Here is a 24,883-nt window from a genome sequence, read left to right on the forward strand (position 1 = left end):
TTATCATTTAGTTGCGCAAGACCAGCAATCACCCGCCCTGCGACTTGAATTTCTTATACGGCTATTTGTAAAAACTCTGGTGCCTGAACCAGATCCAACAACTGGAAAACCGGCCAATGACGACCATCCCGCTCATAGGCGCGAGTTACAAACTTATCAAATTCCGCTGCTATATCCGGCATTTCAACCTGACGATCATCCGCAAATTGCTGCATCCCCAGCACCGCATCCACCAGCAAACCGATCATATGGTCACCATGTTCAACCACAAGAACACGGCGACTGCGCCAGTTTGCTTTTGAGGGAAGCCCCAGCAAACCAGCAAGATCCATTACCGGCACCAGACGACCACGAACATTCGCGACACCCAACACCCAGCTGCGCACACCAGGCACTTTGGTCAAACGCGGCGGCTGCAGTATTTCAGCCACTTCCGACATATCAGCAGCAAACTGCTGACCTGCCAGCATAAAACCAACACCACGCCAGTAGCGTACCAGCTCGACCTGTTGCGGCAATTCCGAAGCGTTCGAGCGGCTGCGTTCAGCAATATCCAGTAGCTGAGCAAACGGGTGCATATCAGCCTGCCATTACCGATGCAATTTCAGACAACAGAGTCGCCTCTGCAACCGGCTTAACCAGATAACCGCTGGCTCCCTGACGCTTACCCCAAACCCGATCCGTTTCCTGATCTTTGGTGGTCACAATAATCACCGGAATATGTTGCGTTTCCGGATCCTTGGTCAACTGACGGGTTGCCTGAAAGCCATTCAGGCCTGGCATTACAATATCCATCAATACAACGTCAGGCTTTTCCTGGCGGGCAACGGCAACACCGTCGGCACCATTCTCAGCACTGATCACTTCATGGCCATTGGCCTCTAGCATTTTACGGAATGCTTCAGTTTCGGTTGGAGAATCATCAACTACCAAAATGCGGGACATGCCTACTTCCTCTCAAATTCTGTTTCGCGAGCTCAGGATTTCACGTACTGGCGAATTGAACCAAGCAGCTCTTCTTTGCTGAATGGTTTGGTCAGATACTCATCTGAACCAACAATGCGGCCTTTGGCTTTATCAAATAAGCCATCTTTACTGGACAACATAATGACCGGAGTGGACTTGAATTTGGAATTATTTTTAATCAAGGCACAGGTCTGGTATCCGTCCAGGCGGGGCATCATGATATCAACAAAAATGATATCCGGATGTGTGTCAGCAATTTTTGCGAGTGCATCAAAACCATCTGTTGCAGTGATCACTTCGCAGCCAACTTTTTTAAGCAGCGTCTCAGCCGTACGACGAATGGTTTTACTGTCGTCGATGACCATGACTTTTACATTCTGAAAGTTATCGTCCATAGGGAGGCCTTTAACCATCCATTTTCTTGTAATTTATTCAGTGACTGTCTTTTGAAGATAACAGACGCCATTGCCCAATCTTGTATCATACTTAAGACCCCCAGGCTAGCGGCCTTCGCATGAATATAGAAGCATGCACGCAGAAAATCTGTTGCGCCATATGAATAGTCAATAAGTTACACTTTCAGTTCCCGAACATCACTCATGAATAACTCCGGAGACAATATGAGCATTAAACTTGCCGTAGTCATGGACCCGATTTCACAAATCGCCTTTAAAAAAGACACCTCACTGGCGCTGCTAAACGCCGCACAGGAGCGCGATTGCGAGCTGTGGTACATGGAGCAAAGCGACTTATATATCGAAAACGGAGTGGCTATGGGACGTATGGCGCCACTCTCGGTGGAGATGAATCCGGAGAAATGGTACGAATTGGGCCAATATCAACATCGCCCACTTTCTGAACTGAATATCATCCTGATGCGTAAGGATCCACCGTTTGATAGCGAGTTCATTTATTCCACTTATATTCTTGAGCGGGCAGAAGAAGCCGGCGTACTGATTGCCAACAAACCGCAAAGCCTGCGCGACTGCAATGAAAAAGTGTTTGCGACAGCGTTCCCGGATTTAATGACACCCACCCTGGTCAGCCGTAGTGCAGAGCTACTGAAAAAGTTCCACAAAGATCACGGCGATGTGATCTTTAAACCGTTAGACGGCATGGGCGGCTCGTCTATTTTTCGCCTGAAGCAAGATGATCCGAATGTGTCGGTGATCATCGAAACGCTGACCAACCACGGTCAGCAACAAATCATGGCACAGCGTTTTATTCCGGAAATTGTCGACGGTGATAAACGTATCCTGATGATTGATGGTGAACCCGTGCCGTATACTCTTGCACGCATCCCGGCCAAAGGCGAAACCCGCGGTAATATTGCGGCCGGAGGCACCGGGGTGACACAACCGCTCAGTGACGAAAACCGCGCCATTGCTGAAAAAGTCGGCCCTATTTTAAAAGAGAAAGGCCTGTATTTTGTTGGCCTGGACGTGATCGGCAACTCACTCACTGAAATTAACGTCACCAGCCCAACCTGTGTGCGTGAGATCAGTCGTGATTCCGGCATTGATGTCGCGGGCCAGCTGATCGACACCCTGCTGGCTAAGCTGTAACCCAGCCTTTTGTCCACTGCCGAACCGGTCACAAGAGGTCAATGCGGCAGTGGACAAATTTCATCGATAAGCGCAGACTTGGCGGCGTTTGATTTCCGTTTTCTGAGGATATTCTCCGCGCATGTCTGCCGCTGTTGTCTCCAGTACCGACCGCTTGTCTTTTGCCCTGTTTCTGGCACTGGTCATTCATGCCATGCTGATTCTCGGCATCAGCTTCAGCGCCAGTGACCGCACCAGTCTGTCCAAAACACTGGAGGTCACCCTTGCAACCTATAAAAGTGACACCGCCCCGGAACAAGCCGATTTTATTGCCCAAGAGAATCAACAGGGCAGTGGCACCCTCGACGAAGCAAAAATGCTGACCACGGATATGGAAGCCAACTTCCATGACAATCAGGTCAACGAAACCTCGCCACAAGAGCAACAAGCCACAGCACCGAAACAACCCGAAGGCAAGAAGCGCCTGGTCTCCACCACCGGCAGCAGCAAGCGTAAAACCGCAACCGAATCCAGTGACCTGCCACCCAATCCTTTAGATTTACCCGATGGGCCACAAAAAACTCTGTTACAACGCAGTCTGGAAATTGCCAGCCTGGAAGCCAAGCTGGATAGTCAGCGCCAGCTGTACGCCAAGCAGCCTCGCATTCAACGCTTAACCGCAGCGTCAACCATGAAAGCGAACGATGCCTATTATGTGAACTCCTGGCGTCGTCGCATCGAGGACAATGGCGCGCGTAACTACCCGCGCGAGGCAGAAAATTGCTTCAACGATTGCCGCCTGCGTTTGCTGGTTGCCATTAACCCGGATGGCACTATTTATGAGTTACGCGTACTGGAGTCATCAGGCCGTAAAGTATTGGACGATGCCGCGCTACGCATTGTTCGTCAGTCTGCTCCTTTTGCTCCGTTTACGGCCGAGATGCGCAAGAACACCGATCGTCTGGAAATTATCCGTACCTGGCAATTTAAAGGTAATCGTTACTTATCCGACGTAAACTGATGTCACCCTGGTTTATACGACAACCCACATGCAACAACTGCACAGCTTAAAAAATCATTTATTAATTGCCATGCCACAACTGGAAGATTCCTGGTTTGAAGGCACGGTAACCTACTTGTGCGAGCACAATGACGAAGGTGCAATGGGATTAGTCCTTAACAAGCCCCTAAAAGTCACTCTCGATGATATTTGTCAGCAGCTGGAAATTGAGCGTCTGCCCGGTATCGACCCTTCGATCCTGGCCGGCGGCCCGGTGAGTATGGAACATGGTTTTATTCTGCATCGCCAACAAGGAAACTGGGATTCCACCCTGAACGTCGAAGAAGAAGCCCATCTGACTTCCTCCAAAGATATTCTGCGCGCCATTGCGGCCGGCGATGGGCCACAAAACTATCGTATGGCATTGGGCTATGCCGGTTGGGATGCGCAACAACTGGATGAAGAGTTAAAACAAAACTCCTGGCTAACGGTAGAAGCCACCAGCGAATTATTATTCGACACCGATGCCAAAGACTTATACCGCAGCGCGTTAAAACAACTCGGTATTAGCCCGGAATTTCTCAGCTCAGATGCAGGACACGCCTGATGTCGGACGTTGCAATCACCAACAAAATCAAAACCCTGATGGGCTTCGACTTTGGGACTCAGCGGATTGGCATCGCCACCGGTCAGCGACTGACCAACGGCGCCAACGCCCTCAATCCGATCAAAGCCAAAGACGGCATTCCCAACTGGGATAACCTGCAGAAAATTATCGATGAGTGGCAACCCGATGCCTTTGTGGTTGGCCTGCCCCTGAATATGGATGGCAGCCCGTCAGAGATGAGTACACGCGCAGCGAAATTCGCCCGTCGTTTGGAAGGCCGTTATCATCGCCCGGCCTACACTCAGGACGAACGCCTGACCAGCTATGAAGCCAAAGGCATGGTGATTGAACAAGGCGGCAATCGTGACTTTGGAGCCAACTCGGTGGATGGCTTAGCCGCTGAACTGATTTTACAAAGCTGGATGTCAGAACATCCCCGCGAACAAGATTAACAGGAGCCACTATGAGCCTGGCGTTAACGCAACACGATTGTGAGCAAACCTGCGTACAACTCGGACAACAGCTGCAACAACTGTTGAGCGAACAGCAGATCGACAACCCACTGCTGATTGGTATTCGTACCGGCGGAGTGTGGGTAGCAGAGCGCTTACAAAAACAACTGGGCATTGACGAACCACTGGGTGAGCTGGATATCAGCTTTTATCGCGATGACTTCACCCGCCATGGTTTACATCCACAAGTCAAAGGCTCGCAGCTGCCCGATAGCATTGAAGACCGCCACATTATTCTGATTGATGACGTGGTGATGAGTGGCCGCACCATTCGTGCCGCCATGAACGAGCTGTTCGACTATGGCCGCCCGGCCAGCATCAAGCTGGTGTGCCTGCTCGACATTGGCCGCCGTGAATTACCGATCCAACCAGATTTATGTGGTCAGAAGCTGGAATTATCCGATGGTCAGCTGGTGAAATTATCCGGCCCACAACCGCTGACCCTGTCTTTAGCCTGAGGAATTTAATATGACACACTCACCACATCAGCTGCAGCTGACAGAAGACGGCCGCCTCAAGCATTTTTTAACTACCGAAGGGTTAAGCAAAGCATTATTAACCGAAATTCTCGATACCGCCGATTCATTTATCAGCACTCAGGAACGCTCGGTTAAAAAAGTGCCGTTATTAAGGGGAAAAACCGTGGTGAATCTGTTTTTTGAAAACAGCACCCGTACCCGCTCTACCTTTGAACTCGCTGCCAAACGTTTATCCGCGGATATTTTAAATCTGGATATTTCCAAATCAGCTACCTCCAAAGGGGAAACCCTGATGGATACTCTGTGGAACTTGGAAGCCATGTATTCGGATATGTTTGTTGTACGCCATGCCGACTCCGGTGCCGCTCATTTTATTGCCGAACACGTAACGCCGAACGTTGCCATTATTAACGCTGGTGACGGTCGTCATGCCCACCCGACTCAGGCGATGCTGGATATGCTGACCATTCGTCGTCATAAAGACAGCATCGAAGGCAAAGTCGTCGCCATTGTGGGTGATATTCTGCATTCCCGGGTTGCCCGTTCTCAAATCCATGCTCTGCGCACACTCGGTGCCGCTGAAGTGCGTGTGATTGGCCCCGGTACCTTATTGCCTAATGATATCGAAGCCATTGGCGCCAAGCCGTTTTATCGCATGGAAGATGGCTTAAAAGATTGTGATGTGGTGATTATGCTGCGCCTGCAAAAAGAGCGTATGCAAAATGCTCTGCTGCCCAGTGAAGGTGAATTTTTTAAACTGTACGGTTTAACCGAGCAAAAATTATTACTGGCAAAACCCGACGCCATTGTGATGCACCCGGGGCCAATTAATCGCGGTGTAGAAATTGAATCGGCGGTGGCCGATGGCAATCAATCGGTAATTTTAAATCAGGTCAGTTATGGTATTGCCGTACGTATGGCCGTGATGGCAATGGCCATGAGTGGCCAACAACAATCTGCCAATTTAATTACCAACGAGGAGGCTTAATCATGCGCTATTGTTTAATTGAAGGCGCCCGCCTGCTCGACCCGGCAAACAATTTAGATACCGTTGCCGACGTGTATATTGCCGATGGAAAAATTCAGGCTATTGGTCATAAACCCGCCGCCGGAGAAATTGAAACCAGCATCAATGGCGCGGGTAAACTGTTAATTCCCGGATTGATTGATTTAGGCGCACACTTGGCGGAACCGGGCTTTAGCCAGAAGGGTTCCATCGCCACCGAAACCAAGGCCGCCGCACGTTCCGGTTTTACCCATATTTGTGCCCTGCCCGACACCAAACCGGTAACCGACAGCAGCGCCGTGGTTCAGTTAATTCAGGAAAAAGCGGCACAAGCCGGTTATGCCGAAGTAATGCCGTTAGGTGCCGCCACTCAAGGATTACAAGGCGAACAACTGGCCAATATGTTCAGCCTGACTGAGGCCGGTTGCCCAGCATTATCCAACGCCCGCCAACCGATTAAAGACAGCTATGTGTTACAACGCGTGATGGAATACGCCGCCACTTACGGCATTCGTTTGTTCCTCAGCGCCAACGACACCACCCTCGCCGATGGTTGTATGCACGCTGGTCCTACGGCTACGCGTATGGGGCTGGATGGCATTGCCGAAACCGCCGAAACCATCGCGCTGGCCCAGATTTTATTAATGGCAGAACAAACCGGTGTACAGCTGCACATCAGCCAGATCAGCTGCGCCCGCAGCATCAATATGCTGCAACAAGCACGCGAACGAGGCATTAACGTAACCGCCGACGTGCCGTTAGCCAACTTGGTGTATACCGATGAAGCGGTGAATGGTTATAACAGTCAGTTTAATGTGTTGCCCGTTTTGCGCAGCGAGGCGGATCGTCAGGCGTTATTAACAGCGGTGAATAACGGTGAATTGGCCATTTCATCCAACCACCGGCCACACGAAATTGCCGCGAAAAAAGCGCCATTCTCCGATGCTGAGCCAGGCATGAGTCTGTTTGATTGCTTCCTGCCACTGGCACTAAAACTCATCGCTGCTGGCGAGCTGGAGTGGAATGCGTTTATTAAAGCCACCAGCCAGATTCCAGCGACGGTAATTGATTTAGCGGGTATTGGTTTGGCCGAAGGAAATTATTTTAACGCGGCTCTGGTGGATGTAGATGCCACGGTGGATTTATCACAGCTGTATTCCAAAGGGGAAAATATTCCTTGCGCGGATGAAGCACTTTCGGGCGTCGTGAACGCCTTATTTGTGAATGGAGCTCAGGTGCTCTAGTTGTTTTAAAACCCAGGTACCTCAAAGCTCCAGCACTTCAAACACAGTGTTTTTAATTTTTCGCGTTTAAATTTTCTGTTTTTAAGCCGAAGCCGAATCCTGAAACGATTCGGCTTTTTTGTACAATCAAAATAATGACATAAAAGTCAACTTGACATTAACTTACAAACAAGTATCCTCACTATTCCCGTTAATATGGAAATTATCATGAAAAAATTATTATCTCTTATAACTGTAATGCTACTGACCGCTTGCGGCAGCGATAGTGATAGCGATTCAGACAAATCCGTTGAAAATATCTCAGATCTGGAAGGAGTGTACGACCTCACTACACGCCACTCTGATAATGAAGTAGATGAGTTCTATATGCACATTGATAAAAGTGGATATATTAGTTACTACGATTATGCAGGAGACTCTTACGATAACGAAGGAAACTGTTATTGGATTGATATCAAGGATTCTCAGATTACCAAAACTAACAATGGTTTCCGTATCACAGAGCGAGATGATGACTATATAGACGTATCTATTTCTCTGACCTCATCCTCAATAACGCTCAAGACAGATAGAGAGAATGTTAGTTACCCACGAAGTTCCAGACAGTTAAATGACTTCTCACCCGACTGTGATGATATTTAATCATTACACCTTGTTGTAAAAGCCAGATATTTTAACTCCCTGGCTTTTACAATATATATTTTTTATAAACAAAACCTGGCATTTACCACTCTGTTGTTGGCGCTTTTTTGCAGTAAAACTAGTGATTAAACAATCATACTGAATGGTAGCCTCATGCCTGCATTATCCCGTATTTTTAAAGCCGCTAATGTCATTACACTGCTTGCATGGGTCGCACTAATCACCAGTTTATTTTTGGATAATTATCGTGCAGAAATTCATCAGGCATTGTTTTCTGTTGTGATCTTTGCACTCTCTGCTCTATACACCTATCTGATGTTTTTTGGTCGCCATTTAGACCAGCCTGGTGAAAGTCCACGCGGTCATTTTCGCTCGTTAAGCGGAGTGATGTCGTTATTTAAATCACCTAGGGCGGTGTTAGCAGGTTGGATTCATTACCTGGCCTTTGATTTGTTGGCTGGCATCCTGATTACCCAACATGCACTGCAACAGGGTATTTCAGCGTTTCTGTTAGTCCCTGTACTCCTGCTGACATTAATGCTGGCTCCCGCCGGATTGGCCTCGTATTTTGTTCTGTTCCTGATACTGGAGCAGCAGTGGTTAATGGCGCTGTAGAGTCAAACATTGATCCAAAACACAAACGACATTGATTATCATTTACACCGGTTTTGCACTCTCTTATAGTAACCCTTCCATTTATAAGGAGTGAGTCATGAAACTACGTTTTGTATGCGCGATGGCGTTTACCCTGATCACGGCCAATGCCCTGGCTGCCGACCATATTGTACAAATGAAAAATGCCGGAACAGACGGCACCATGGTATTCGAGCCCGGCTTCTTAAAAGTTGCCGTTGGCGACACTGTCACCTTTGAGCCTACTGATCCTGCTCATAACTCAGAGTCCGTTCCTGGTCTTATTCCTGACGGCGCTGCAGGCTGGAAAGGTGCTTTCAGCCAGAAAACAACGGTGACCATCGATAAGGAAGGCGTTTACGTTTATAAATGCATGCCACATGCCATGATGGCAATGGTTGGCGTGATTCAGGCAGGTAATGCAACAAACCTGGATGCTGTAAAAGCAGCTTCTACGTCACTCAGTGCTACCTTTGTTATGAATAAAGATAGGTTGAATAATTACCTGGCACAAGTGAAATAAGAAATGACCGAAGTACAGCGTAATTCGCGCTGTACTTCGATGTCATAATCGAAACATCAAGGGTGCCTGAGCAAGCAGTAAATCAAGCGTAAAGTACCCGGCCTTCAGAGTTACCAGCTTCTTCATTGAGTTCACACACTTCGGTAGAAAGCCCCATTTCCGCCAAACGTTCGAAGAATGGAATCGGATCCAGCTCCTCGACATTTGCCATGGTTTTTACGTCCCATTCACCACTGGCGATCAGTTTGGCCGCAGCGACTGGCGGTACACCGGCAGTAAAGGCAATGGCTTGCGAATCAATATCAGCATACGTCTCTTCGTGATCGCAAATATTGTAAACAAATACTTCCTTATCTTTGCCGTCACGCGTGCCTTTAATTAACGTACCAATGCAGGTTTTGCCGTTGTATTTTGGCGCCAGGCTGGCCGGGTCCGGCAGACAGGCTTTTAATACGTGCAGTGGCACAACTTCCTGGCCATTACTGGTGGTTACGGTTTCGTGGTTCAGCAAACCCACTTTTTCGAACACTTCCAGGCATTTCAGATAGTGCTCACCAAAGCCCATCCAGAAACGCACGGTTTTTACGCCGGGGATATTCAGCGATAAAGAATGCACTTCATCGTGTCCCATCAGATACAGTTTATGCTCACCAACTTCCGGAAAGTTGTATTCCATTGAACGACTATGGTGTGGATACGTGCGCCATTGGCCATCTTCGAGACAGCTGGCATCTTCAATAATTTCGCGCAGATTAATTTCCGGGTCGAAATTGGTTGAGAAGAAATGACCATGATCGCCGTCGTTCACATCCATGATGTCGATACTTTCGATCGAATCAAATTCATGTTTTTGGGCATAAGCACAATAGGCATTAACCACGCCCGGATCAAAACCACTACCGAGAATCGCGGTGACACCTTTATCTTTGCATAACTCGCGCTTCTTCCACTCGTAGTTTGCATACCAGGGATAAGGAGCATTCATCACACTGTAGTCTTCATGAACTGCTGTATCGATATACGCCGCTCCGGTTTCCAAACAAGCATCCAGAATATTCATATTCACAAACGCAGTGCACACATTAATAACAATATGAGTGTCGGTGCCGCGAATTAATTCCACCAGGTCATTCACCTTGTATGCGTCCACTTCGCGGCTGAATAACGAAAAATCGGCATGTGGGTGATGATTCTTTCTGTTTACCGAAGCAATAATGGCATCACATTTGGCAATATTTTTAGACGCCAGGCAAACCGACGAAAATACATCGCTGCTTTGTGCACATTTATGAGCAACGACGGCACCAACGGCTCCTGCACCAATAATAAGTACGTTCTTTTTCATAACTTATCCTCCCCAAATATTAGGAAAACGGTTAAGACAAAAAGTCTCGGAAATCTTCGTAATCAAACTCGCGAATAACACGGATTTCACCGTTAATGTTCTTATGGCAAATGGCCGGCATCTTGATGCCATTAAAGAAGTTTTTCTTCACCATGGAGTAACCGGCAACGTCTGAGAATCTGAGCTCGTCACCAATCTCAATTGCCTGATCGAAGACATAAGTTCCAAAAACATCACCAGCCAGGCAGGTGCGACCACAAACGCGATAAACAAATTTTCCCTGTTTCAGAGCTTGTGGTATTTCGTCTTCTGCGATTTCTTCGGCGCCGTCGAGTGCTGGCACAAACTGATATACCAGTACATCGAGTAAATGTGTTTCGACACCCGCATCAACAATTAAGGTAGGTAATTGATTGTCGACCTTATCTAATACCTTAACGACCAGCGATGTAGACTGGGTCACGGACGCTTCTCCCGGCTCCAGATAAACCTGCAGGTCATAACGTTCAGCCAATTGCTTTAATCGTTCACACAACTGATCCAGCAAATACCCGTCACGGGTAAAGGCCACACCACCGCCCAGGCTCAGCCATTTCAACTTCGGTAAAATGTCAGCGAAACGTTGCTCGATGTTATCCAGCTGCTGATTCAGACTATGAAAATCGGCGTTTTCACAATTCATATGAAACATAGCGCCATCAATCACATCGCTGATGTTTTCTGGCAACAAATCATGGCGTACACCTAAGCGTGAATATTTCGCCACGGTATCGCTTAAATCGTATTCAGAGTGGCCCACTTCCGGGTTCAGACGTAAACCAATCGAACGACCTTTCTGCTGGGCTTTGACTTTAAATTGCTGCAATTGATTCAGAGAGTTAAAAATAACTTTGTCGCAGTATTCGATAACCTCTTCAATTTCATCGTCGCTGTAAGCAACGCTGTAGCCGTGAGTTTCACCACCGAACTTTTCATAACCCAGGCGTGCCTCATATAAGCTGCTGCTGGTTGTTCCGGCCATATACTGCTTCATGAAATCGAACGCACACCAGCTGGAGAAACACTTCAGTGCGAGCACACTTTTGGCGCCACTTTGTTCACGTACATAAGCGATACGTTCCATCGCTTTTAACATACGGGTTTCATCAATCAGGTAATAAGGGGTACTGACTTTCATTTTGAATCCTTAATCCGCGTTACTGCACCAGGCACTACACCGGTTATTACACCAGAGCGACAGTTTCTGGTTGCGACTGTTTGATAAATTGAGACTCCAGAGTGGCCAGCTCTTTGCGATCTTTATCCAGGGTTGTAAACACATCCGGGCCAAACCACTCCAACGAAGCATCCATGTTCTGCCATGGGATGCTGGATTCCGTCATTACATAGGTCAGCAGCTTCTTGAAATCATACTCACCGGTAAACAGTGACGTCATACCCTCGCGGCTTCCGGCGGGTGCATACACATTGCCCGGGTTAAATACATTTAATAAATGACGCTGAGTAATATTTTTAAAATGCATATGCACAATCAGTGGTGCCAGTTTTTCCAGTGCAAACACCGGGTCACTGCCCATTTCCCAGACGTGAATAACGTCGAAGTTAATACGCAACGCAGGATGATTAACTTCTTCGATTAACCTGAGCGTCGATTCCAGCGTATCGGCCAGAGTATTAGGATGCGTTTCGACCACCAGATCGATGCCATAGTCCTGAGCAACCTGGCAATACTGGCGAAGTCGGGCGGTGTAAGATTCACGCTCTTCCTCGCTTACGTCTGCACTGGCTTTGCCGCCAGAGAAGGTGCGCAATTTATTCGCTCCCCAGGAGCGGGTAATCGTACACAGGGTTTCGGCACTGGCGACACCGCTCTGCAGGTCGCCATCTAATGGCAGATAATCGCTCACCATGGAAACCGACAGGCCTCGCTCTGCCAGGCATTCCAGATTAAAGTCTGGAGACTGACGCAGGTTTTTCGCGTGTACTCCCCACAATTCAATCGCATCGAACTGATGAGACTTAGCCCAATTAGCGATACGTTCCAACGAGATCAACTGGTGACGGAAGGAGATAGTGCAAACGGAATATTTCACTGGGAAACCCTTTCTAATTGCTGAGCGTCAGACGACTTGAGCACTTTCTCTGCCCAGATATCTTTCACTTCAATTAAACGTTGTTTAAGCCTGAATTCCCTCTCATCCTGCTGATCAAGTAACTGGAATAATTTTTCGCCAAAGGCTTCATTTTTTGTTACTGATAATTTCATGGCATTGAACTGGATTAATTTGTAATTTTTCGCCAACTCATCAATCACATCACACCAGTCATCAAACTCAGGTTCGGGTAACCCCAGCTCGCGCCAGAAAAATGCAAAGCCATGTTCATACGCGTATTTTCTCGGTGACATCACGGGGATTTCTTCCACCGCTTTAATCAGGTTATCCAGCGGCAGTGATTCACCGTTTTTATCTTCACCATTGATATGAGCCTGAATAATCTCGCGAATCATATCGGTAACCGGGTTTGCATCGCGCACTACCGACGCTTCAAAAAAAGCATTTACTTCTTCCACCGGAGTCGGACGAGCACCCACCTCAGAGAACAAATAACCGCCAGAAACGGTTGGCTGAGAAACAGCATTAAGAATGCGATCTTTTCTGAAAACACCTTCCCAGCGATAGTCCGGGTCGTACATAAACCACAGGTCAGGATTATTGGTTGGACCCAGCATCACGTAATGAGGAAACGGATCTTTATTAAATTCGTTCTCACGTTCCGGTAAATGGAACATATCCAGCATAACCATGATGTGTTGACCTGGCTGGCGGTTTTCTACCAGGTTTTCAAGCTTGGCCAGGTTATCTTCTTTACTGGCCTGCTTGTCATACCAGGCACTGATTGGCATGCCGTATAAACGTTCATACCAATCAAAGAAAATATCGTGATTGATATTTTCGTCGTGGTAAGTCAGCACATAACGATCGTTGATACAGGCGTTGGCATCAGACACCGCAAAGTAAAGAATACGGTGATCCAGCTCGGGAAAACGTTTTACGATTTCGGCTAAATTACTGGCGACACAGTGGATCTTGACGTCTTCATAGACTTCAAGACCCTTTTCATACTTTGGGAGGTTCTGGCCCTTATACAAGGTATTGGCAACAGCACGAACGGTTTCAAAGTCTTCATTCATCAATGCGCTTTCGTCGATGGCAATATCATGCTCAACTTCAAGCAGCATTAACATTTGCAGCACCATGGATGAATCCAGCGCCAGGTCTTCTAACAGGCGTGCGTCGCTGTGAAACTTATCCATATTCGGATGCACCATATTTTCACTTAACACTTTAAATATGGCTTCAACAATCTGTTCTTTAGTCATCATAAGCTTTTCGATTCTGGTCTTTGTTCTTCACTCAAATACATCAGCGTATTCAGGCTAATGCCAATGCCTTGCGACTGACTTTGCCGTTAGGAAGCCGGTCAATTTTTTCTACCTGGGCAATCTGGATCGGGACCTGATATTTATTTAAATATCTGGCACACCAGCTGCGAATATCTTCCGCGGGTACTTCAATGTCTGCGACGAACTGCAAGCAAACCTGATCGTTACCAAATGCATGGCTCTTTTTAAATACCACCGCATCGCTGACGCCAGGCATCTCCATCACCACCTTTTCAACTTCAGCGGGATAAACATTCAGGCCGGAAACATTAATCATTTCGTCGATACGGGAGAGGAAATGCAGACGGTTATCAGCATCGAGATAACCCTGATCGCGGGTTGCCACAATGCTGTTGGATTCTGTGGTGACAACAATTTCTTCCGGACTTTCTTCTGAGTTACCGGATTCAACACGAATATGTGGCAGGGGTACGCCCTGATCATGAATCGAACGCAAGTTTCCACCCAATGCAATACAGCCCACTTCAGAACAGCCATATTGCTGATACAGGTTCACACATTTTTTCTCGGCCTGTTCCAGCCAGCTGGCCTGCATCAGGGTGCCGGAAGTCATGATGGCGTGAATCGGTTGATCGGCCTTTACCATCATGGTGATGGTGGTAATTAACGCCGGTGATGAATATAAAATCGGAGACGTGGTTTCCTGCACCTTACGGATAATATATTTTGGATTAAAGTTGGTAATAATTACCGGCTCAGAACCACGTTTAATGCTGGCGAGAATGCCACAAATCAAACCGTAAGAATGGTTAACCGGGCAGGCAACCACAGCCGTCATATCAGCCAGATCTGAGAAATGCTGAATATAATTTTCCAGCTCGATATCAATACTGGTCCAGCTGCGGTCAATGCATTTAGGTTCCCCGGTAGTACCGGAGCTCATCTGCACCAATACCGCAACGTTATCGTTTGGGTGATCTCCAATCGTTTCGATATTGGCCAGCAGATCATCCATATTGTCAGCCATAACCTGATAATGGCTGTTGCTGAGTTTTGCCCGACGGCGTAACGCCTCTTCCGGTGTTCCTGCTGGTAATGGAAAAACCGAAATTCCCTGATCGCGACAATACAGGCACAGCGCAATCCACAGAACAGCATCGCTGATGCATACCGTAATACGTTTTCCCTGGCAGTTACCAAGAATATCGTGTTGGCTGAAATTGCTGAAGCAATGTTCAAAATAGGTTTTATCGAAATAATCGTCGTTTAAATAAATCATAATTTTTCTTCAGCAATCAGCTGACCTGGTTTTCAAGTTGCTGCGTCGTATGTTCTGTGGTGACTTCTGCCAGCGGGTTATTCACCGTGTGTTCGAAATAATCCAGCGTGCCGCCATTGAGTATTTTTTTCTTCAGCAGAGATTCAACAATAATGCTTTTGCTGCTTGCTCCAACGCGATCAATACGTGCAGAATCGGTAATACCAGACTGGCGATATTGTTCGAGGTAGTGGCGTACGCGATTCCAGAACTGTGCTTCCGGATATTGGTGGTAACGCTCCAACAGGAAAGATAAATCAGCCAGGTTCAGTACATAAACCGTATCCATATACAGTTCACGCAACTCATCGATATCCGACATACTGAAACCTTCATCCAACGGAATCGTATTAAAATACGGATCGGTTTCGGCTAGCTTGGGCGTATGCTCCGGGTACTTCAGATAATCTTCGACGTATTCCATGTCTTCATGAAAATCACGCAGAACAATACGTTGTGGCCAACCATCTTTATGGGTCAGAATCAAATTCTGGCAATGTGCTTCAAAGGCAATACCGTTATGCACCAGCATATGCCAGATCGGAACCAGCATGACTTCCATCAAGCGATTCACCCAGGCCTCAACACCATACTGATCGAGCCAGTCAGCAATAAACGGACGCTGATCGGATTCGACCAACATCAAAGCCGTAAAAGGAATGGCCTGTTCACCGGGCTGTAATTTATCCACTACGCTTTCGCGGAAAATGGCACCAATCAAACCGTCCATAGCTTTCGCCTGGTTTTCGTCTTCCGGCTTATAAAGTAATCCGGCGTATTCACTCAACAGCAATAAATTATCCTGCTGCTCGAGGTATTTATCTTTCGCGACCACTTCCTGCAACCAGGTTGAAATGGTTGGCGCCGTACACACAAAATGATCCTGCAAATTCCGGTGTGAAGATGTACTGACCAGATTTAGCGGAATTTTAACGTTGGCTTTTTGCGGATGACTGACATTCACTAGCGTGCGTAATGATTGTGTCGCCTGATAGTGATCACCAGCCTGACCTAATTCAATAATGTCACCACAGCGGATAGCCTGAGCAAGGCCACGCTCCTGAATGGCATCAACCTGCCACGGGTGAATAGGAACCAACGAAAACTCAGTCCAGCTCTTCCCTTGTTTAGCCAGTCGTTGTGTCAGAACAGAAAATGTTTCTTCGCCCAGCTCATTTATCCAGAAAGCGTTATCGTCCGCCGGGAAATTACGTTCAACGTTGCTGGATTTAATCGCCAGCCAGCTCAGCTGAAACGTATTCGCCGCCTCTGGGCCATACTGAATATGATCCATTAAGGTAAAACCAGTACGGGCTTTAAAGCTCGGGTGGTACAAATGACCTTCGGTAATCGCCGCTTCCAGTTCGGCAAAATTCAGCTGACGTCGCGGCGTCAGATGATGCTCTAAATGGCTGGTATTCCAGCGACATAAAGCAATTGTCTGCATCAGCTCACCGAGCAAACGCATTTTGGTCTCTGAACCGGTATCCAGATGTGCGATTAACTCCTGGATGCGTACTTCGCGATAATGATTTTTGTCGGCAATTTCGATTGAACCATCAGCAATACGAATACGCTCAAAAATACGACGTGCACCTAAGCAGCGGAATTCAGTACCGGATAAGGTAAAGGTATAAATACTGTCGAATACGGCATCAAAGCGGCTGAAATCATTCGCCAGCATCGCCCGACTATCAACCTGAAAGTTAACAATTTCTTCATACAGCAATGCTTCTACAAACTGACGAACCACACGCTGCTCTTCAGCATCTGCTTTTGCGGGGGCCTCAATATAGGGAGCATGGTCCTCGCAAAACTGCTCTGCAACCCGGGCCAGAATTTTATGCGTATCGAAATCAGCTATAGACTGCACTGCGTCCATCCTTATTTTCTGTGGCGAAACTTTTATGAAAATCAGATGTTGAGAACAGCGGGTTTTCGATGGTCGAATACACTGCGTGCTCCATGCCTTCCTGCAACTCGTCGATATTGTTAACACGAGCCAGCAGATTGGTCTTGAAATCCAGCCGCTCGCTGGTGAGGATGTATTCGATAAAACGTTTACCCACGCCCTGCATATTTTTCTGCAAGTCAGACAGATGCTGACGACAGCGGGCAATCAGAGTTTCTTCATCGATCAGGCCATCAGCCCCGAGACGATAGATCACTGCAAATAGTTGATTGACGAATACGTAATACGATATGGCGGTAAAAATTTTTTCATCATCATAGAAAATATTGGTCAGGCTCAGGTTGTCGCCCACGCCTGCCAATTCTTCTTTAAAATGCTCTGATAAATAAAAACCCTGATTATCGCGATAGTAGTAACAGCTGGGATACCCCTCAGAAACATCCAGCAAGCTGTTCTGCTGATGAGCTTCCAGCGCAATGCCATAACCGTCATACAATGACAAAATAGACTCGACGGCACAGTGCCAGTAGCGATCAAACCAGTCCGATGCAACCTGCTTTGCTGAGCGGCCTTCTTTCTCAGCCAACTCAGAGATGACATCCTGCAACAGACTGGCACCGTCAGAACCGTTGGCATCCGGAATCGGATCCTGTACTAATGTCAGAATTGAACAAACACCACGCCCTTTATCCTGCGCAAACAGATTCCGACGTAACACCACTTCAAAACCCGAATCGGCTTCATGATTATGGGGGTGATTAATGGTGATGTAGGCAGGGTCATCAACAACTTTAAATTGCGGATTATTGTTCAGAAATCCAATATGGCGCAGGTAACTTTCCACCACCATACCGTCTTCCAGTTCCCGGCGTTTATTCAGTCTTAATGAATTGGTTATTTTTACCGGGATTGATAATTTAATCATCCATTCCGACGACTCACTGAAGACCGTTCTTACCGATGAAGTTGCGGTATATTCAGCGCCAGCTTCACCGAGGTACTGCAGCGCTCCCTGACTCATCAGCTCTTTCACCCAGTCCTGGGTTAACAAACTGTGCGCCTGTAGCGGATGCACCGGAATCAGAACATGACCAGTTGGCAACGCCAGTTCATCGTAACGAGCGACTTCCGAGTAAATAATGTCGCTGGTTTTTTCTGTTAACGACGACCCTTGTTTCACAAGGGACTGGTCGGCAGAAAAATAATGGAGCTTGAAGTGGCCACACAGCTCCGGTGAATAAAAGTCTTGCTGCCAGAACGCGATACCCTGCTGACTTTTGGGTGTTGGATGCAACCAGTGGCCGTACAGAATGGATTGCTCCGAATCGATAAAGTCGGTGCTGTGCAATGCCCTGTCTCCGGCGCGCTCGGCGAGGAAGTGTGCCATTGCCTGATAACTTCCCAGCAAACGGCCGAGCAATTCCATTTCATTTAATTTGACGGAATCGTCAGCTTCAATGGCTGCTACAGAAATATCATTCTGGCGTTTATAAATCTGGCTGGTAAAAGCAATCAGCAGATACATCAGATCGGCATTTTTCCAGCAACTATGCCTGCTGCTACAGCCACCTTCTGAGTCTGCCCCTTCTGGCCCCTCTCTTCCTGAATCCAGCCCTTCTGAAAGTTCGGTGCGTACATAAACGCCGTGAAAATGATGTCGGCCTACTTTCGATTTGTAGGCAACGTCCATAACAACCCGCTGATGGCTATCGGATAAAAACAACTCAACGACTTCGCTTCCTTTTAATTCAAAAGGAAAGTCAGAAGAAAGTGAGAACTGCTTATTATCGCTCCAGACACCGGCGTCAATTTCACGCAAATACGCATTCACAAACGCATTGTAAGAGGCGTATTCAGCAATCGTGCTTGCTGCAAATTTCATAAGAAACCTGGTTCAGTCGAACTTGATTTTGGCGGCATTATACACACTAAATACGACTACTTCTCATTATTATTATATTTTTTCTTTGTATTTGTTTGATTTTGAGAGTTTTCTCGCAAACGAAGGACATAAACCGCCATCACCACTCGGCGTGCCATGACAAGAATAGTGTTAAAAAACCCCAAGGCACCTCTGCATAATTCAGAGCTGCCTAAATATTCGTTCTTCCGACATGAACGGCAGGTCGTTGATAAATAAAGAAAATAAACGCAAACAAAAACGCTAACGCTTCGGCAACCGGCACCGCATACAAGAAACCAACCCCCGGTAACATCAGGCTGAATAACAACACAAATCCAATTGGTAAAATTAATGAACGCAGTGTGGCAACAATGGTGGAGTACAGTGCTTGCTCCGCCGAGGTTAAATAAGCACAAATCAGTACGTTAAAGCCGTTAAACAGAAAAATCGGCCAGATGATATGCAGAAAGTCCTGCGCCAACTGCTGCGCTTGTTGTGCGTCTTCCTCCAGAAAAAAGCCAACGATGCGGCTTTCAAACACAAACAACATAATCACCAGAGCAACACTCAACACCGTGATCGCCACAGCAGCAATGGTCATAAAACCCTTCACCCGATCGATCCGTCGGGCACCAAAGTTCTGCCCCAGTAACACATGCATGGCATCAATGATGCCGTAGTACACCATCAGACTGATATAAATCAGGTAGTTCACCACACTGAATGCGGCAATGCCTTCGACACCACTCTCACGACTGATTACCCAATGAAAAACCAGAATCACCAGGCCTATCGAGAACTCGTTAATAAACTCAGAAAAACCATTAAATGCACTGAAACTGAGTTCTTTCGTATTAAATTCCGGAAAAAATAGTCTGAGGTTATTACTGCCAGAGAAAAAGTAAGTCGAGATATAAGCTAACTGTATGGTCTGCGCAATCAACGTCGCCCAGGCCGCACCTTCAATACCCCAACCAAGCTGACCAATAAATATTGCATCCAGTGCAACATTAATAAACGCACCCAGCATCAGCGCGCGCATACCTAATTCAGGTTTATTGTCTGCTCTTATAAAGTAATACATCACCAGACAGCTCAACTGCATGATGGTGGCAAAACAAAAAACTTCGAAGTAGCTTTGCATTAACGGGTATATCGAAGCATCTGCCCCTAACGCCGCAAACAAATAATCACTGAAAAGCATCGCTACCGGTGTAACCAGCAGTATTATTGCCAACACTGATAAAAATATCTGACTGAATAACGACGACGCCGCCTGATATTTTTTTTCACCAATGTAGATACTGGCTTTTACTGAACCGCCCACCGCCAGCATCAGTGCAATACCAAACAGCAAGGCGAAATATGGCATCAACAGATTCACCGCTGCCAATGCATCTGCACCCAGATAGTTACCCACAAAAAAACCATCCACCACACTGGCGGTAGAGATCGCCAGCAAACTCAGAGTCGAAGGAATCACAAAGCGGAAAAAGGTGGCAACAATCGGTCCGCTATCAGGTGAAGTAGTGGTTGAAGTAGCGTGTGACATCGGGTGTATTAATTCTCAACAGAAGTCGTTCTTAATAATTGGCAGTACTGGTGCTGAATGCCTTGTCGCAAACCACACCATTGTTCTACCTTCACGTCTGATTCACTGATCCTGCAATCAGCTTTAACGGTCAGCGCCAGACTGTAGTTCGTACCAGGGCGATACAGCGCGCAAAAATCTGTTTTTTTAAAGCCTTTGATACCATCACAATCGGACGATAATTCCAGGCTCAGCGCATGGGTTCCGGAAAAAGAAAAGACCAGTTTACGCAACGGTACTCTCAACCCCAGACCTTCTGCCTTGAGGTAAGATTCTTTTAACGTCCATAACTGCACGATGCCTGGTAGTTGCTGCTCTACCGGCAGCGATCGTAACCAGTGAATTTCACTGTCAGCAAAATAATGTTCTGCCAACGCCATGTTAAATGCTGCTCGGGTATCGGCTTCGATATCAATCCCCACCACAAACCCGTCACTGATTACCAATGCAACCATGTCTTCGCTGTGCGACAAATTGAAGTGGATATTTAAATGTGAAAACAGAGGAGCAAGCTGCGGCTTACCCTGAGCATCCACTTCAAACTGCCATTGCTGCGGCAGAATTTCCGGGTGTTTTTGCGATAACTGATAACGCAGCATTGCCCGGGCCAGCAAATACTGATCCGCTTGCTGTGTTTGTCTGAATTGTTCCAACCGCTGCCGTTCTGTAGGGCTCAGCCAAGCAATGACCTGCTTGCGGAAGTCGGGCTCCTCAAGCAGATTAATGCTGGCATAATTCAGCTGAACAAGCGGTTCAGGCAACGCAGTTTTTTACCGGATTAACAATCAGATTAAATCAAAGCCCGGCTCTTCAATAACCTGCCATGGCAGGCCATGCTTGTTCATATCTTCCATAAATGGGTCCGGATCAAGCTGTTCAATATTCCAGACACCGTCTTCCATCCACTTACCTTCAACCATCATTTTTGCGCCAATCATGGCAGGAACACCAGTGGTATAAGAAATGGCCTGGGACTGAACTTCGCCATAACAATCCTGATGGTCTTTCACGTTGTAGACGTAAACCGTACGTTCTTTACCATCTTTAATGCCACGCACTACGCAGCCGATACAGGTTTTGCCTTTGGTACGTGGACCTAGGGTGGAAGGATCGGGTAATAATTGCTTCAGGAACTGAATCGGTACAATTTCCTGACCATTAAAATTAACCGGCTCGATGCCCGTCATGCCAACATTACCTAACACCTCCAGGTGTTTAAGGTAACTTTCACCAAAACTCATCCAGAATTGAGCACGCTTCAGAGTTGGGTAGTTTTTGGTTAACGACTCCAGCTCTTCGTGATACATACGGTAAATATTGTAAGTACCAACACCATCCGGACAGGTGAATTCCTGCTTGATCGACATAGCAGGCGTTTCAACAAACTCACCCGCTTCCCAGTGACGGCATTCTGCGGTGACTTCGCGAATATTAATTTCCGGGTTGAAGTTGGTTGCAAACGGATAGCCATGGTCACCACCATTCACATCAATAATATCGAGGTAGTTAATTTCATCGAAATAATGCTTCGCCGCATAAGCGGTAAACATGTTGGTGGCACCCGGATCAAAACCAGAACCCAGCAGCGCCATCAGACCTGCTTGCTTGAACTTATCCTGATATTCCCACTGCCATTTGTATTCGAATTTTGCCGTATCCAGCGGTTCATAATTTGCGGTATCCAGATAATGAACCTTCATTTCCAGACAAGCGTCCATGATGGTTAAATCCTGATACGGTAAAGCCACATTAATCACCATAAATGGCTTATGCTTGCCAAATAAACGCACCAGATCCGCTACGCTGTCGGCATCAACCTGTTCGGTTTCGATGTCGCGGTTGTAGTTTGCTTTAACCTGGCTGGCAATGGCGTCACACTTGCTTTTGGTACGACTGGCCAGAACGATTTCACTGAATACTTCCGGCAGCTGAGCACACTTGTGCGCAACAACCTGGCCAACCCCACCGGCGCCAATAATAATTACTTTTTTCACAATAGAATCCTCTGAACGGTTAAAGCAAATGGTCTTTTTCGTAATAGGTGTAGCCTTGCATACTGGCATTGAAGGTATTCATCATTTGCTGGCGCTCACGAGCAGTAATGCGACCTTCATTAACTGCAGCTTCGAGCTTATTGCGGTAGCGCAGTTTCATTTCCCATGGCTGATATTCGACATAACCCAGAACGTCTTCGATGGTGTCGCCATGAATTTCTTTAACAAATTCATAACCACCGTCATCACGTAAACGAATGCTGGCGACGTTGGTATCGCCAAATAAATTGTGCAGATCACCCAGGGTTTCCTGATACGCCCCCACCAGAAAAACGCCCAGGTAATATTCCTGCGAGTCCTGTAAGGAGTGCAGCGGTAACGTGGGGTTATATTCGCGATCGGTAGCAATAAAACGATCAATTTTGCCATCACAATCACAGGTGATATCGGCCAATACCGCACGGCGATCCGGCGCTTCTTGCAAGCGATGCACCGGCATTACCGGAAACATCTGATCAATTGCCCAGCTGTCCGGCAATGATTGAAATAAACTGAAGTTGCCGTAATAAATATCGGCCAGCGATTCATCAAAGCCTTCGAGCTCCTTCGGGATCTGATCCATCTCAGACAACAATGATTTAACCTGATGCAATACCTGTAAAAACAAGTTCTCGGCTTCTGCCCGGGTGCGCAGACCAATCTGGCCACGTTTGAATAACTCCCGTATTTCATCACGGTAATAGTGAGCGTCGTTAAAACACTCCTGCAATCGCGCCGGTTTTAAATACTCGAAAATTCCGCGCATATTATCGAGTAGTTCATGACTGGCATCGCGTGAGGTTTTTATTTCGATTGGCTCAAAGCGTGTAACATCAAGAATGTTAAACAGCAGAATGGATGAGTAAGCGACGGTGGCGCGACCAGATTCTGTAACAATGGTAGGGTGACGAATACCGTAAGCATCCAGCGTCGACATAATGGTTTCCACCACGTCTTCACAATATTCATCGAGAGAATAATTACGGCTTTGGCTTTCCTGAGAGTGCGCGCCGGTATAATCCACCGCCAGGCCACCACCCAGATCAATGTAATTCATCGCAGCGCCTTCCTTACACAGGTCAGCGTAATAGCGACAAGCCTCATTAACACCGCCACGAATATCGCGGATGTTCGGAATTTGCGAACCCAGGTGGCAATGTAATAACTGCAGACAATGCAGCATGTTATTGTCTTTCAGGACATCCACTACCTGAATAATCTGGCTGGCGGATAAACCAAAAACACTGCGATCACCACTGGTTGAATTCCAGTGTCCACCAACTTTCGACGTCATTTTTGCACGAACGCCAATTAACGGCTCAATACCCAAAGCCTTACTGCGCTCAATAATGATCGGCAGTTCAGCTAACGCTTCAATAACAACAAAACAGCGGGTACCCAGCTTAACCGCCTGCAAAGCCAGATCGACAAATTCCTGATCTTTATAACCATTGCAAATTAACATCTGATCGCTGCTGTTATCCAAGGTGGATAACGCAGCAATCATTTCCGGCTTACTGCCAACCTCAAAACCGTGACTGTAACGCACACCAAATTGCGCAACTTCTTCAACAATTTGTGCTTGCTGATTTACTTTTATCGGGAATACACCCCGGTACTGACCCTGATAGCCAAGGCGGTCGATGATTTTATTAAATGAGTTATTAAGCTTACTTATGCTATGGTCAATAATATTTTCGATACGCAGCAAGGCTGGCATATGAAGATCGCGATCGCGCAATCCTTCGATTATTTCCAGCAGTGACAAACCTGATGAGGAATCGCACGACGGGTTTTTAATAATAACCTCACCGCCTGCATTGATATCAAAATACCCATTACCCCAGTTTTCGATACCATAAGTGCTTTTTGCACTATCGATGGTCCATCCGGCCTGCCGATCTATCTTCACGTTAACACCCGTTAAAATCGCCGCATTGTCATCCGTTAAGGCTGCTGTAATTTCCGTGGTGATATCGAATTCCGCCTATCCTGTGCAATCGGACCACCCTTAAGAAAAGCGGATCATAATGATTTACATTTAGATTATCTAGCTATTAGATTGAAATTCTTCGCTAATTTTCAGCGATGCGACAATGTTGGTATTCATGCCTTAGTTGCAATTGATAACCATTACCACCTGTGAAATAATCCCCGGCCGTCACTGGCACAGTAATTTTGCGACGCCCTGAATCTGGCGAGCAGCGCATTGGCACCAG

General features: G+C 47.0%; 24 protein-coding genes. 10 read left to right on the forward strand and 14 right to left on the reverse strand.

The features are described 5' to 3' along the window. Positions 1 to 53: 53 nt before the first annotated feature. The 3 genes from KFF03_RS16065 to pilG are packed head-to-tail and all read right to left on the reverse strand — an operon-like array spanning position 54 to position 1,361. Positions 54 to 578, reverse strand: a complete 525-nt coding sequence (locus KFF03_RS16065; RefSeq protein WP_255857937.1) for a chemotaxis protein CheW — start codon at positions 576 to 578, stop codon at positions 54 to 56. Between the two features lies 1 nt (position 579). Beyond that, the gene (gene pilH / locus KFF03_RS16070; protein WP_255857938.1) at positions 580 to 945 is read right to left on the reverse strand and encodes a twitching motility response regulator PilH; all 366 of its coding nucleotides are present in this window, start codon (positions 943 to 945) and stop codon (positions 580 to 582) included. 32 nt (positions 946 to 977) lie between these two features. Beyond that, positions 978 to 1,361, reverse strand: a complete 384-nt coding sequence (gene pilG, locus KFF03_RS16075; RefSeq protein ID WP_068660884.1) for a twitching motility response regulator PilG — start codon at positions 1,359 to 1,361, stop codon at positions 978 to 980. 225 nt (positions 1,362 to 1,586) lie between these two features. Between pilG and gshB the strand changes: the two genes are divergently transcribed. The 10 genes from gshB to KFF03_RS16125 all read left to right on the forward strand — a co-directional run bounded on the left by gshB (position 1,587) and on the right by KFF03_RS16125 (position 9,156). After that, positions 1,587 to 2,531 (forward strand): glutathione synthase, encoded by a 945-nt coding sequence (gene gshB / locus KFF03_RS16080; RefSeq protein WP_255857939.1) that lies wholly within the window; start codon positions 1,587 to 1,589, stop codon positions 2,529 to 2,531. Positions 2,532 to 2,652: 121 nt separating this feature from the next. Further along, complete coding sequence (locus KFF03_RS16085; RefSeq protein WP_255857940.1) at positions 2,653 to 3,531, forward strand: energy transducer TonB; 879 nt, start codon at positions 2,653 to 2,655, stop codon at positions 3,529 to 3,531. A gap of 28 nt (positions 3,532 to 3,559) precedes the next feature. After that, positions 3,560 to 4,117, forward strand: a complete 558-nt coding sequence (locus KFF03_RS16090) for a YqgE/AlgH family protein (protein WP_255857941.1) — start codon at positions 3,560 to 3,562, stop codon at positions 4,115 to 4,117. Continuing rightward, positions 4,117 to 4,569, forward strand: coding sequence for a Holliday junction resolvase RuvX (gene ruvX / locus KFF03_RS16095; RefSeq protein WP_255857942.1), 453 nt, complete (start codon positions 4,117 to 4,119; stop codon positions 4,567 to 4,569). The genes KFF03_RS16090 and ruvX overlap by 1 nt, the downstream gene beginning before the upstream one ends. 11 nt (positions 4,570 to 4,580) lie before the next feature. Then, positions 4,581 to 5,087, forward strand: coding sequence for a bifunctional pyr operon transcriptional regulator/uracil phosphoribosyltransferase PyrR (gene pyrR / locus KFF03_RS16100; RefSeq protein WP_255857943.1), 507 nt, complete (start codon positions 4,581 to 4,583; stop codon positions 5,085 to 5,087). A 10-nt stretch (positions 5,088 to 5,097) separates the two neighbouring features. Beyond that, positions 5,098 to 6,096 (forward strand): aspartate carbamoyltransferase catalytic subunit, encoded by a 999-nt coding sequence (locus KFF03_RS16105; protein ID WP_255857944.1) that lies wholly within the window; start codon positions 5,098 to 5,100, stop codon positions 6,094 to 6,096. Between the two features lie 2 nt (positions 6,097 to 6,098). Further along, positions 6,099 to 7,358, forward strand: coding sequence for a dihydroorotase family protein (locus KFF03_RS16110; RefSeq protein WP_255857945.1), 1,260 nt, complete (start codon positions 6,099 to 6,101; stop codon positions 7,356 to 7,358). Between the two features lie 207 nt (positions 7,359 to 7,565). Next, positions 7,566 to 8,000 (forward strand): hypothetical protein, encoded by a 435-nt coding sequence (locus tag KFF03_RS16115; protein ID WP_255857946.1) that lies wholly within the window; start codon positions 7,566 to 7,568, stop codon positions 7,998 to 8,000. A 153-nt stretch (positions 8,001 to 8,153) separates the two neighbouring features. After that, positions 8,154 to 8,615, forward strand: a complete 462-nt coding sequence (locus tag KFF03_RS16120) for an abscisic acid-deficient protein Aba4 family protein (RefSeq protein ID WP_255857947.1) — start codon at positions 8,154 to 8,156, stop codon at positions 8,613 to 8,615. A gap of 97 nt (positions 8,616 to 8,712) precedes the next feature. Further along, on the forward strand, positions 8,713 to 9,156 hold the full coding sequence (locus KFF03_RS16125; RefSeq protein ID WP_255857948.1) for a pseudoazurin: 444 nt from the start codon (positions 8,713 to 8,715) through the stop codon (positions 9,154 to 9,156). An 82-nt stretch (positions 9,157 to 9,238) separates the two neighbouring features. On the opposite strand, the gene KFF03_RS16130 is transcribed toward KFF03_RS16125, so the two are convergent. The 11 genes from KFF03_RS16130 to speA form a co-directional block, all read right to left on the reverse strand. Beyond that, a complete protein-coding gene (locus KFF03_RS16130; protein ID WP_255857949.1) occupies positions 9,239 to 10,501 on the reverse strand; it encodes a saccharopine dehydrogenase family protein in 1,263 nt (420 codons plus the stop codon). Between the two features lie 31 nt (positions 10,502 to 10,532). Beyond that, a complete protein-coding gene (gene nspC, locus KFF03_RS16135) occupies positions 10,533 to 11,678 on the reverse strand; it encodes a carboxynorspermidine decarboxylase (RefSeq protein WP_255857950.1) in 1,146 nt (381 codons plus the stop codon). Positions 11,679 to 11,724: 46 nt separating this feature from the next. Continuing rightward, positions 11,725 to 12,594: a sugar phosphate isomerase/epimerase gene (locus tag KFF03_RS16140; RefSeq protein WP_255857952.1), complete on the reverse strand. Its 870-nt coding sequence runs from the start codon at positions 12,592 to 12,594 to the stop codon at positions 11,725 to 11,727. Next, positions 12,591 to 13,886, reverse strand: coding sequence for a DUF6005 family protein (locus KFF03_RS16145; protein ID WP_255857953.1), 1,296 nt, complete (start codon positions 13,884 to 13,886; stop codon positions 12,591 to 12,593). The genes KFF03_RS16140 and KFF03_RS16145 overlap by 4 nt, the downstream gene beginning before the upstream one ends. Positions 13,887 to 13,935: 49 nt before the next feature. Further along, the gene (locus tag KFF03_RS16150; RefSeq protein WP_255857954.1) at positions 13,936 to 15,186 is read right to left on the reverse strand and encodes an AMP-binding protein; all 1,251 of its coding nucleotides are present in this window, start codon (positions 15,184 to 15,186) and stop codon (positions 13,936 to 13,938) included. 16 nt (positions 15,187 to 15,202) lie between these two features. Continuing rightward, on the reverse strand, positions 15,203 to 17,098 hold the full coding sequence (locus KFF03_RS16155) for an IucA/IucC family siderophore biosynthesis protein (RefSeq protein ID WP_255857955.1): 1,896 nt from the start codon (positions 17,096 to 17,098) through the stop codon (positions 15,203 to 15,205). Continuing rightward, positions 17,082 to 19,019 (reverse strand): IucA/IucC family siderophore biosynthesis protein, encoded by a 1,938-nt coding sequence (locus tag KFF03_RS16160; protein ID WP_255857956.1) that lies wholly within the window; start codon positions 19,017 to 19,019, stop codon positions 17,082 to 17,084. The genes KFF03_RS16155 and KFF03_RS16160 overlap by 17 nt, the downstream gene beginning before the upstream one ends. 211 nt (positions 19,020 to 19,230) lie before the next feature. Then, positions 19,231 to 20,592, reverse strand: coding sequence for an MATE family efflux transporter (locus KFF03_RS16165; RefSeq protein WP_255857957.1), 1,362 nt, complete (start codon positions 20,590 to 20,592; stop codon positions 19,231 to 19,233). An 8-nt stretch (positions 20,593 to 20,600) separates the two neighbouring features. Continuing rightward, positions 20,601 to 21,392, reverse strand: coding sequence for a 4'-phosphopantetheinyl transferase superfamily protein (locus KFF03_RS16170; protein ID WP_255857958.1), 792 nt, complete (start codon positions 21,390 to 21,392; stop codon positions 20,601 to 20,603). A gap of 24 nt (positions 21,393 to 21,416) precedes the next feature. Beyond that, positions 21,417 to 22,625, reverse strand: coding sequence for a saccharopine dehydrogenase family protein (locus tag KFF03_RS16175; protein ID WP_255857959.1), 1,209 nt, complete (start codon positions 22,623 to 22,625; stop codon positions 21,417 to 21,419). 19 nt (positions 22,626 to 22,644) lie between these two features. Next, positions 22,645 to 24,576 carry a biosynthetic arginine decarboxylase gene (gene speA / locus KFF03_RS16180; protein WP_255857960.1) on the reverse strand — a complete coding sequence of 644 codons (1,932 nt, stop codon included), beginning with the start codon at positions 24,574 to 24,576 and terminating at the stop codon, positions 22,645 to 22,647. Between the last annotated feature and the right edge of the window lie 307 nt (positions 24,577 to 24,883).

This window comes from Bacterioplanoides sp. SCSIO 12839 (genome assembly GCF_024397975.1).
Taxonomy (GTDB): domain Bacteria; phylum Pseudomonadota; class Gammaproteobacteria; order Pseudomonadales; family Oceanobacteraceae; genus Bacterioplanoides.

What these genes read in the sequence shown, in the direction of transcription:
- KFF03_RS16065 (WP_255857937.1), bottom strand. Translation starts at nt 578, where the DNA reads ATGCACCCGTTTGCTCAGCTACTGGATATTGCTGAACGCAGCCGCTCG.
- KFF03_RS16125 (WP_255857948.1), top strand. Translation starts at nt 8,713, where the DNA reads ATGAAACTACGTTTTGTATGCGCGATGGCGTTTACCCTGATCACGGCC.
- KFF03_RS16145 (WP_255857953.1), bottom strand. Translation starts at nt 13,886, where the DNA reads ATGATGACTAAAGAACAGATTGTTGAAGCCATATTTAAAGTGTTAAGT.
- KFF03_RS16105 (WP_255857944.1), top strand. Translation starts at nt 5,098, where the DNA reads ATGACACACTCACCACATCAGCTGCAGCTGACAGAAGACGGCCGCCTC.
- KFF03_RS16110 (WP_255857945.1), top strand. Translation starts at nt 6,099, where the DNA reads ATGCGCTATTGTTTAATTGAAGGCGCCCGCCTGCTCGACCCGGCAAAC.
- pilG (WP_068660884.1), bottom strand. Translation starts at nt 1,361, where the DNA reads ATGGACGATAACTTTCAGAATGTAAAAGTCATGGTCATCGACGACAGT.
- KFF03_RS16085 (WP_255857940.1), top strand. Translation starts at nt 2,653, where the DNA reads ATGTCTGCCGCTGTTGTCTCCAGTACCGACCGCTTGTCTTTTGCCCTG.
- KFF03_RS16115 (WP_255857946.1), top strand. Translation starts at nt 7,566, where the DNA reads ATGAAAAAATTATTATCTCTTATAACTGTAATGCTACTGACCGCTTGC.
- KFF03_RS16120 (WP_255857947.1), top strand. Translation starts at nt 8,154, where the DNA reads ATGCCTGCATTATCCCGTATTTTTAAAGCCGCTAATGTCATTACACTG.
- KFF03_RS16165 (WP_255857957.1), bottom strand. Translation starts at nt 20,592, where the DNA reads ATGTCACACGCTACTTCAACCACTACTTCACCTGATAGCGGACCGATT.
- pyrR (WP_255857943.1), top strand. Translation starts at nt 4,581, where the DNA reads ATGAGCCTGGCGTTAACGCAACACGATTGTGAGCAAACCTGCGTACAA.
- ruvX (WP_255857942.1), top strand. Translation starts at nt 4,117, where the DNA reads ATGTCGGACGTTGCAATCACCAACAAAATCAAAACCCTGATGGGCTTC.
- KFF03_RS16090 (WP_255857941.1), top strand. Translation starts at nt 3,560, where the DNA reads ATGCAACAACTGCACAGCTTAAAAAATCATTTATTAATTGCCATGCCA.
- gshB (WP_255857939.1), top strand. Translation starts at nt 1,587, where the DNA reads ATGAGCATTAAACTTGCCGTAGTCATGGACCCGATTTCACAAATCGCC.
- KFF03_RS16130 (WP_255857949.1), bottom strand. Translation starts at nt 10,501, where the DNA reads ATGAAAAAGAACGTACTTATTATTGGTGCAGGAGCCGTTGGTGCCGTC.
- nspC (WP_255857950.1), bottom strand. Translation starts at nt 11,678, where the DNA reads ATGAAAGTCAGTACCCCTTATTACCTGATTGATGAAACCCGTATGTTA.
- KFF03_RS16160 (WP_255857956.1), bottom strand. Translation starts at nt 19,019, where the DNA reads ATGAAATTTGCAGCAAGCACGATTGCTGAATACGCCTCTTACAATGCG.
- KFF03_RS16150 (WP_255857954.1), bottom strand. Translation starts at nt 15,186, where the DNA reads ATGATTTATTTAAACGACGATTATTTCGATAAAACCTATTTTGAACAT.
- pilH (WP_255857938.1), bottom strand. Translation starts at nt 945, where the DNA reads ATGTCCCGCATTTTGGTAGTTGATGATTCTCCAACCGAAACTGAAGCA.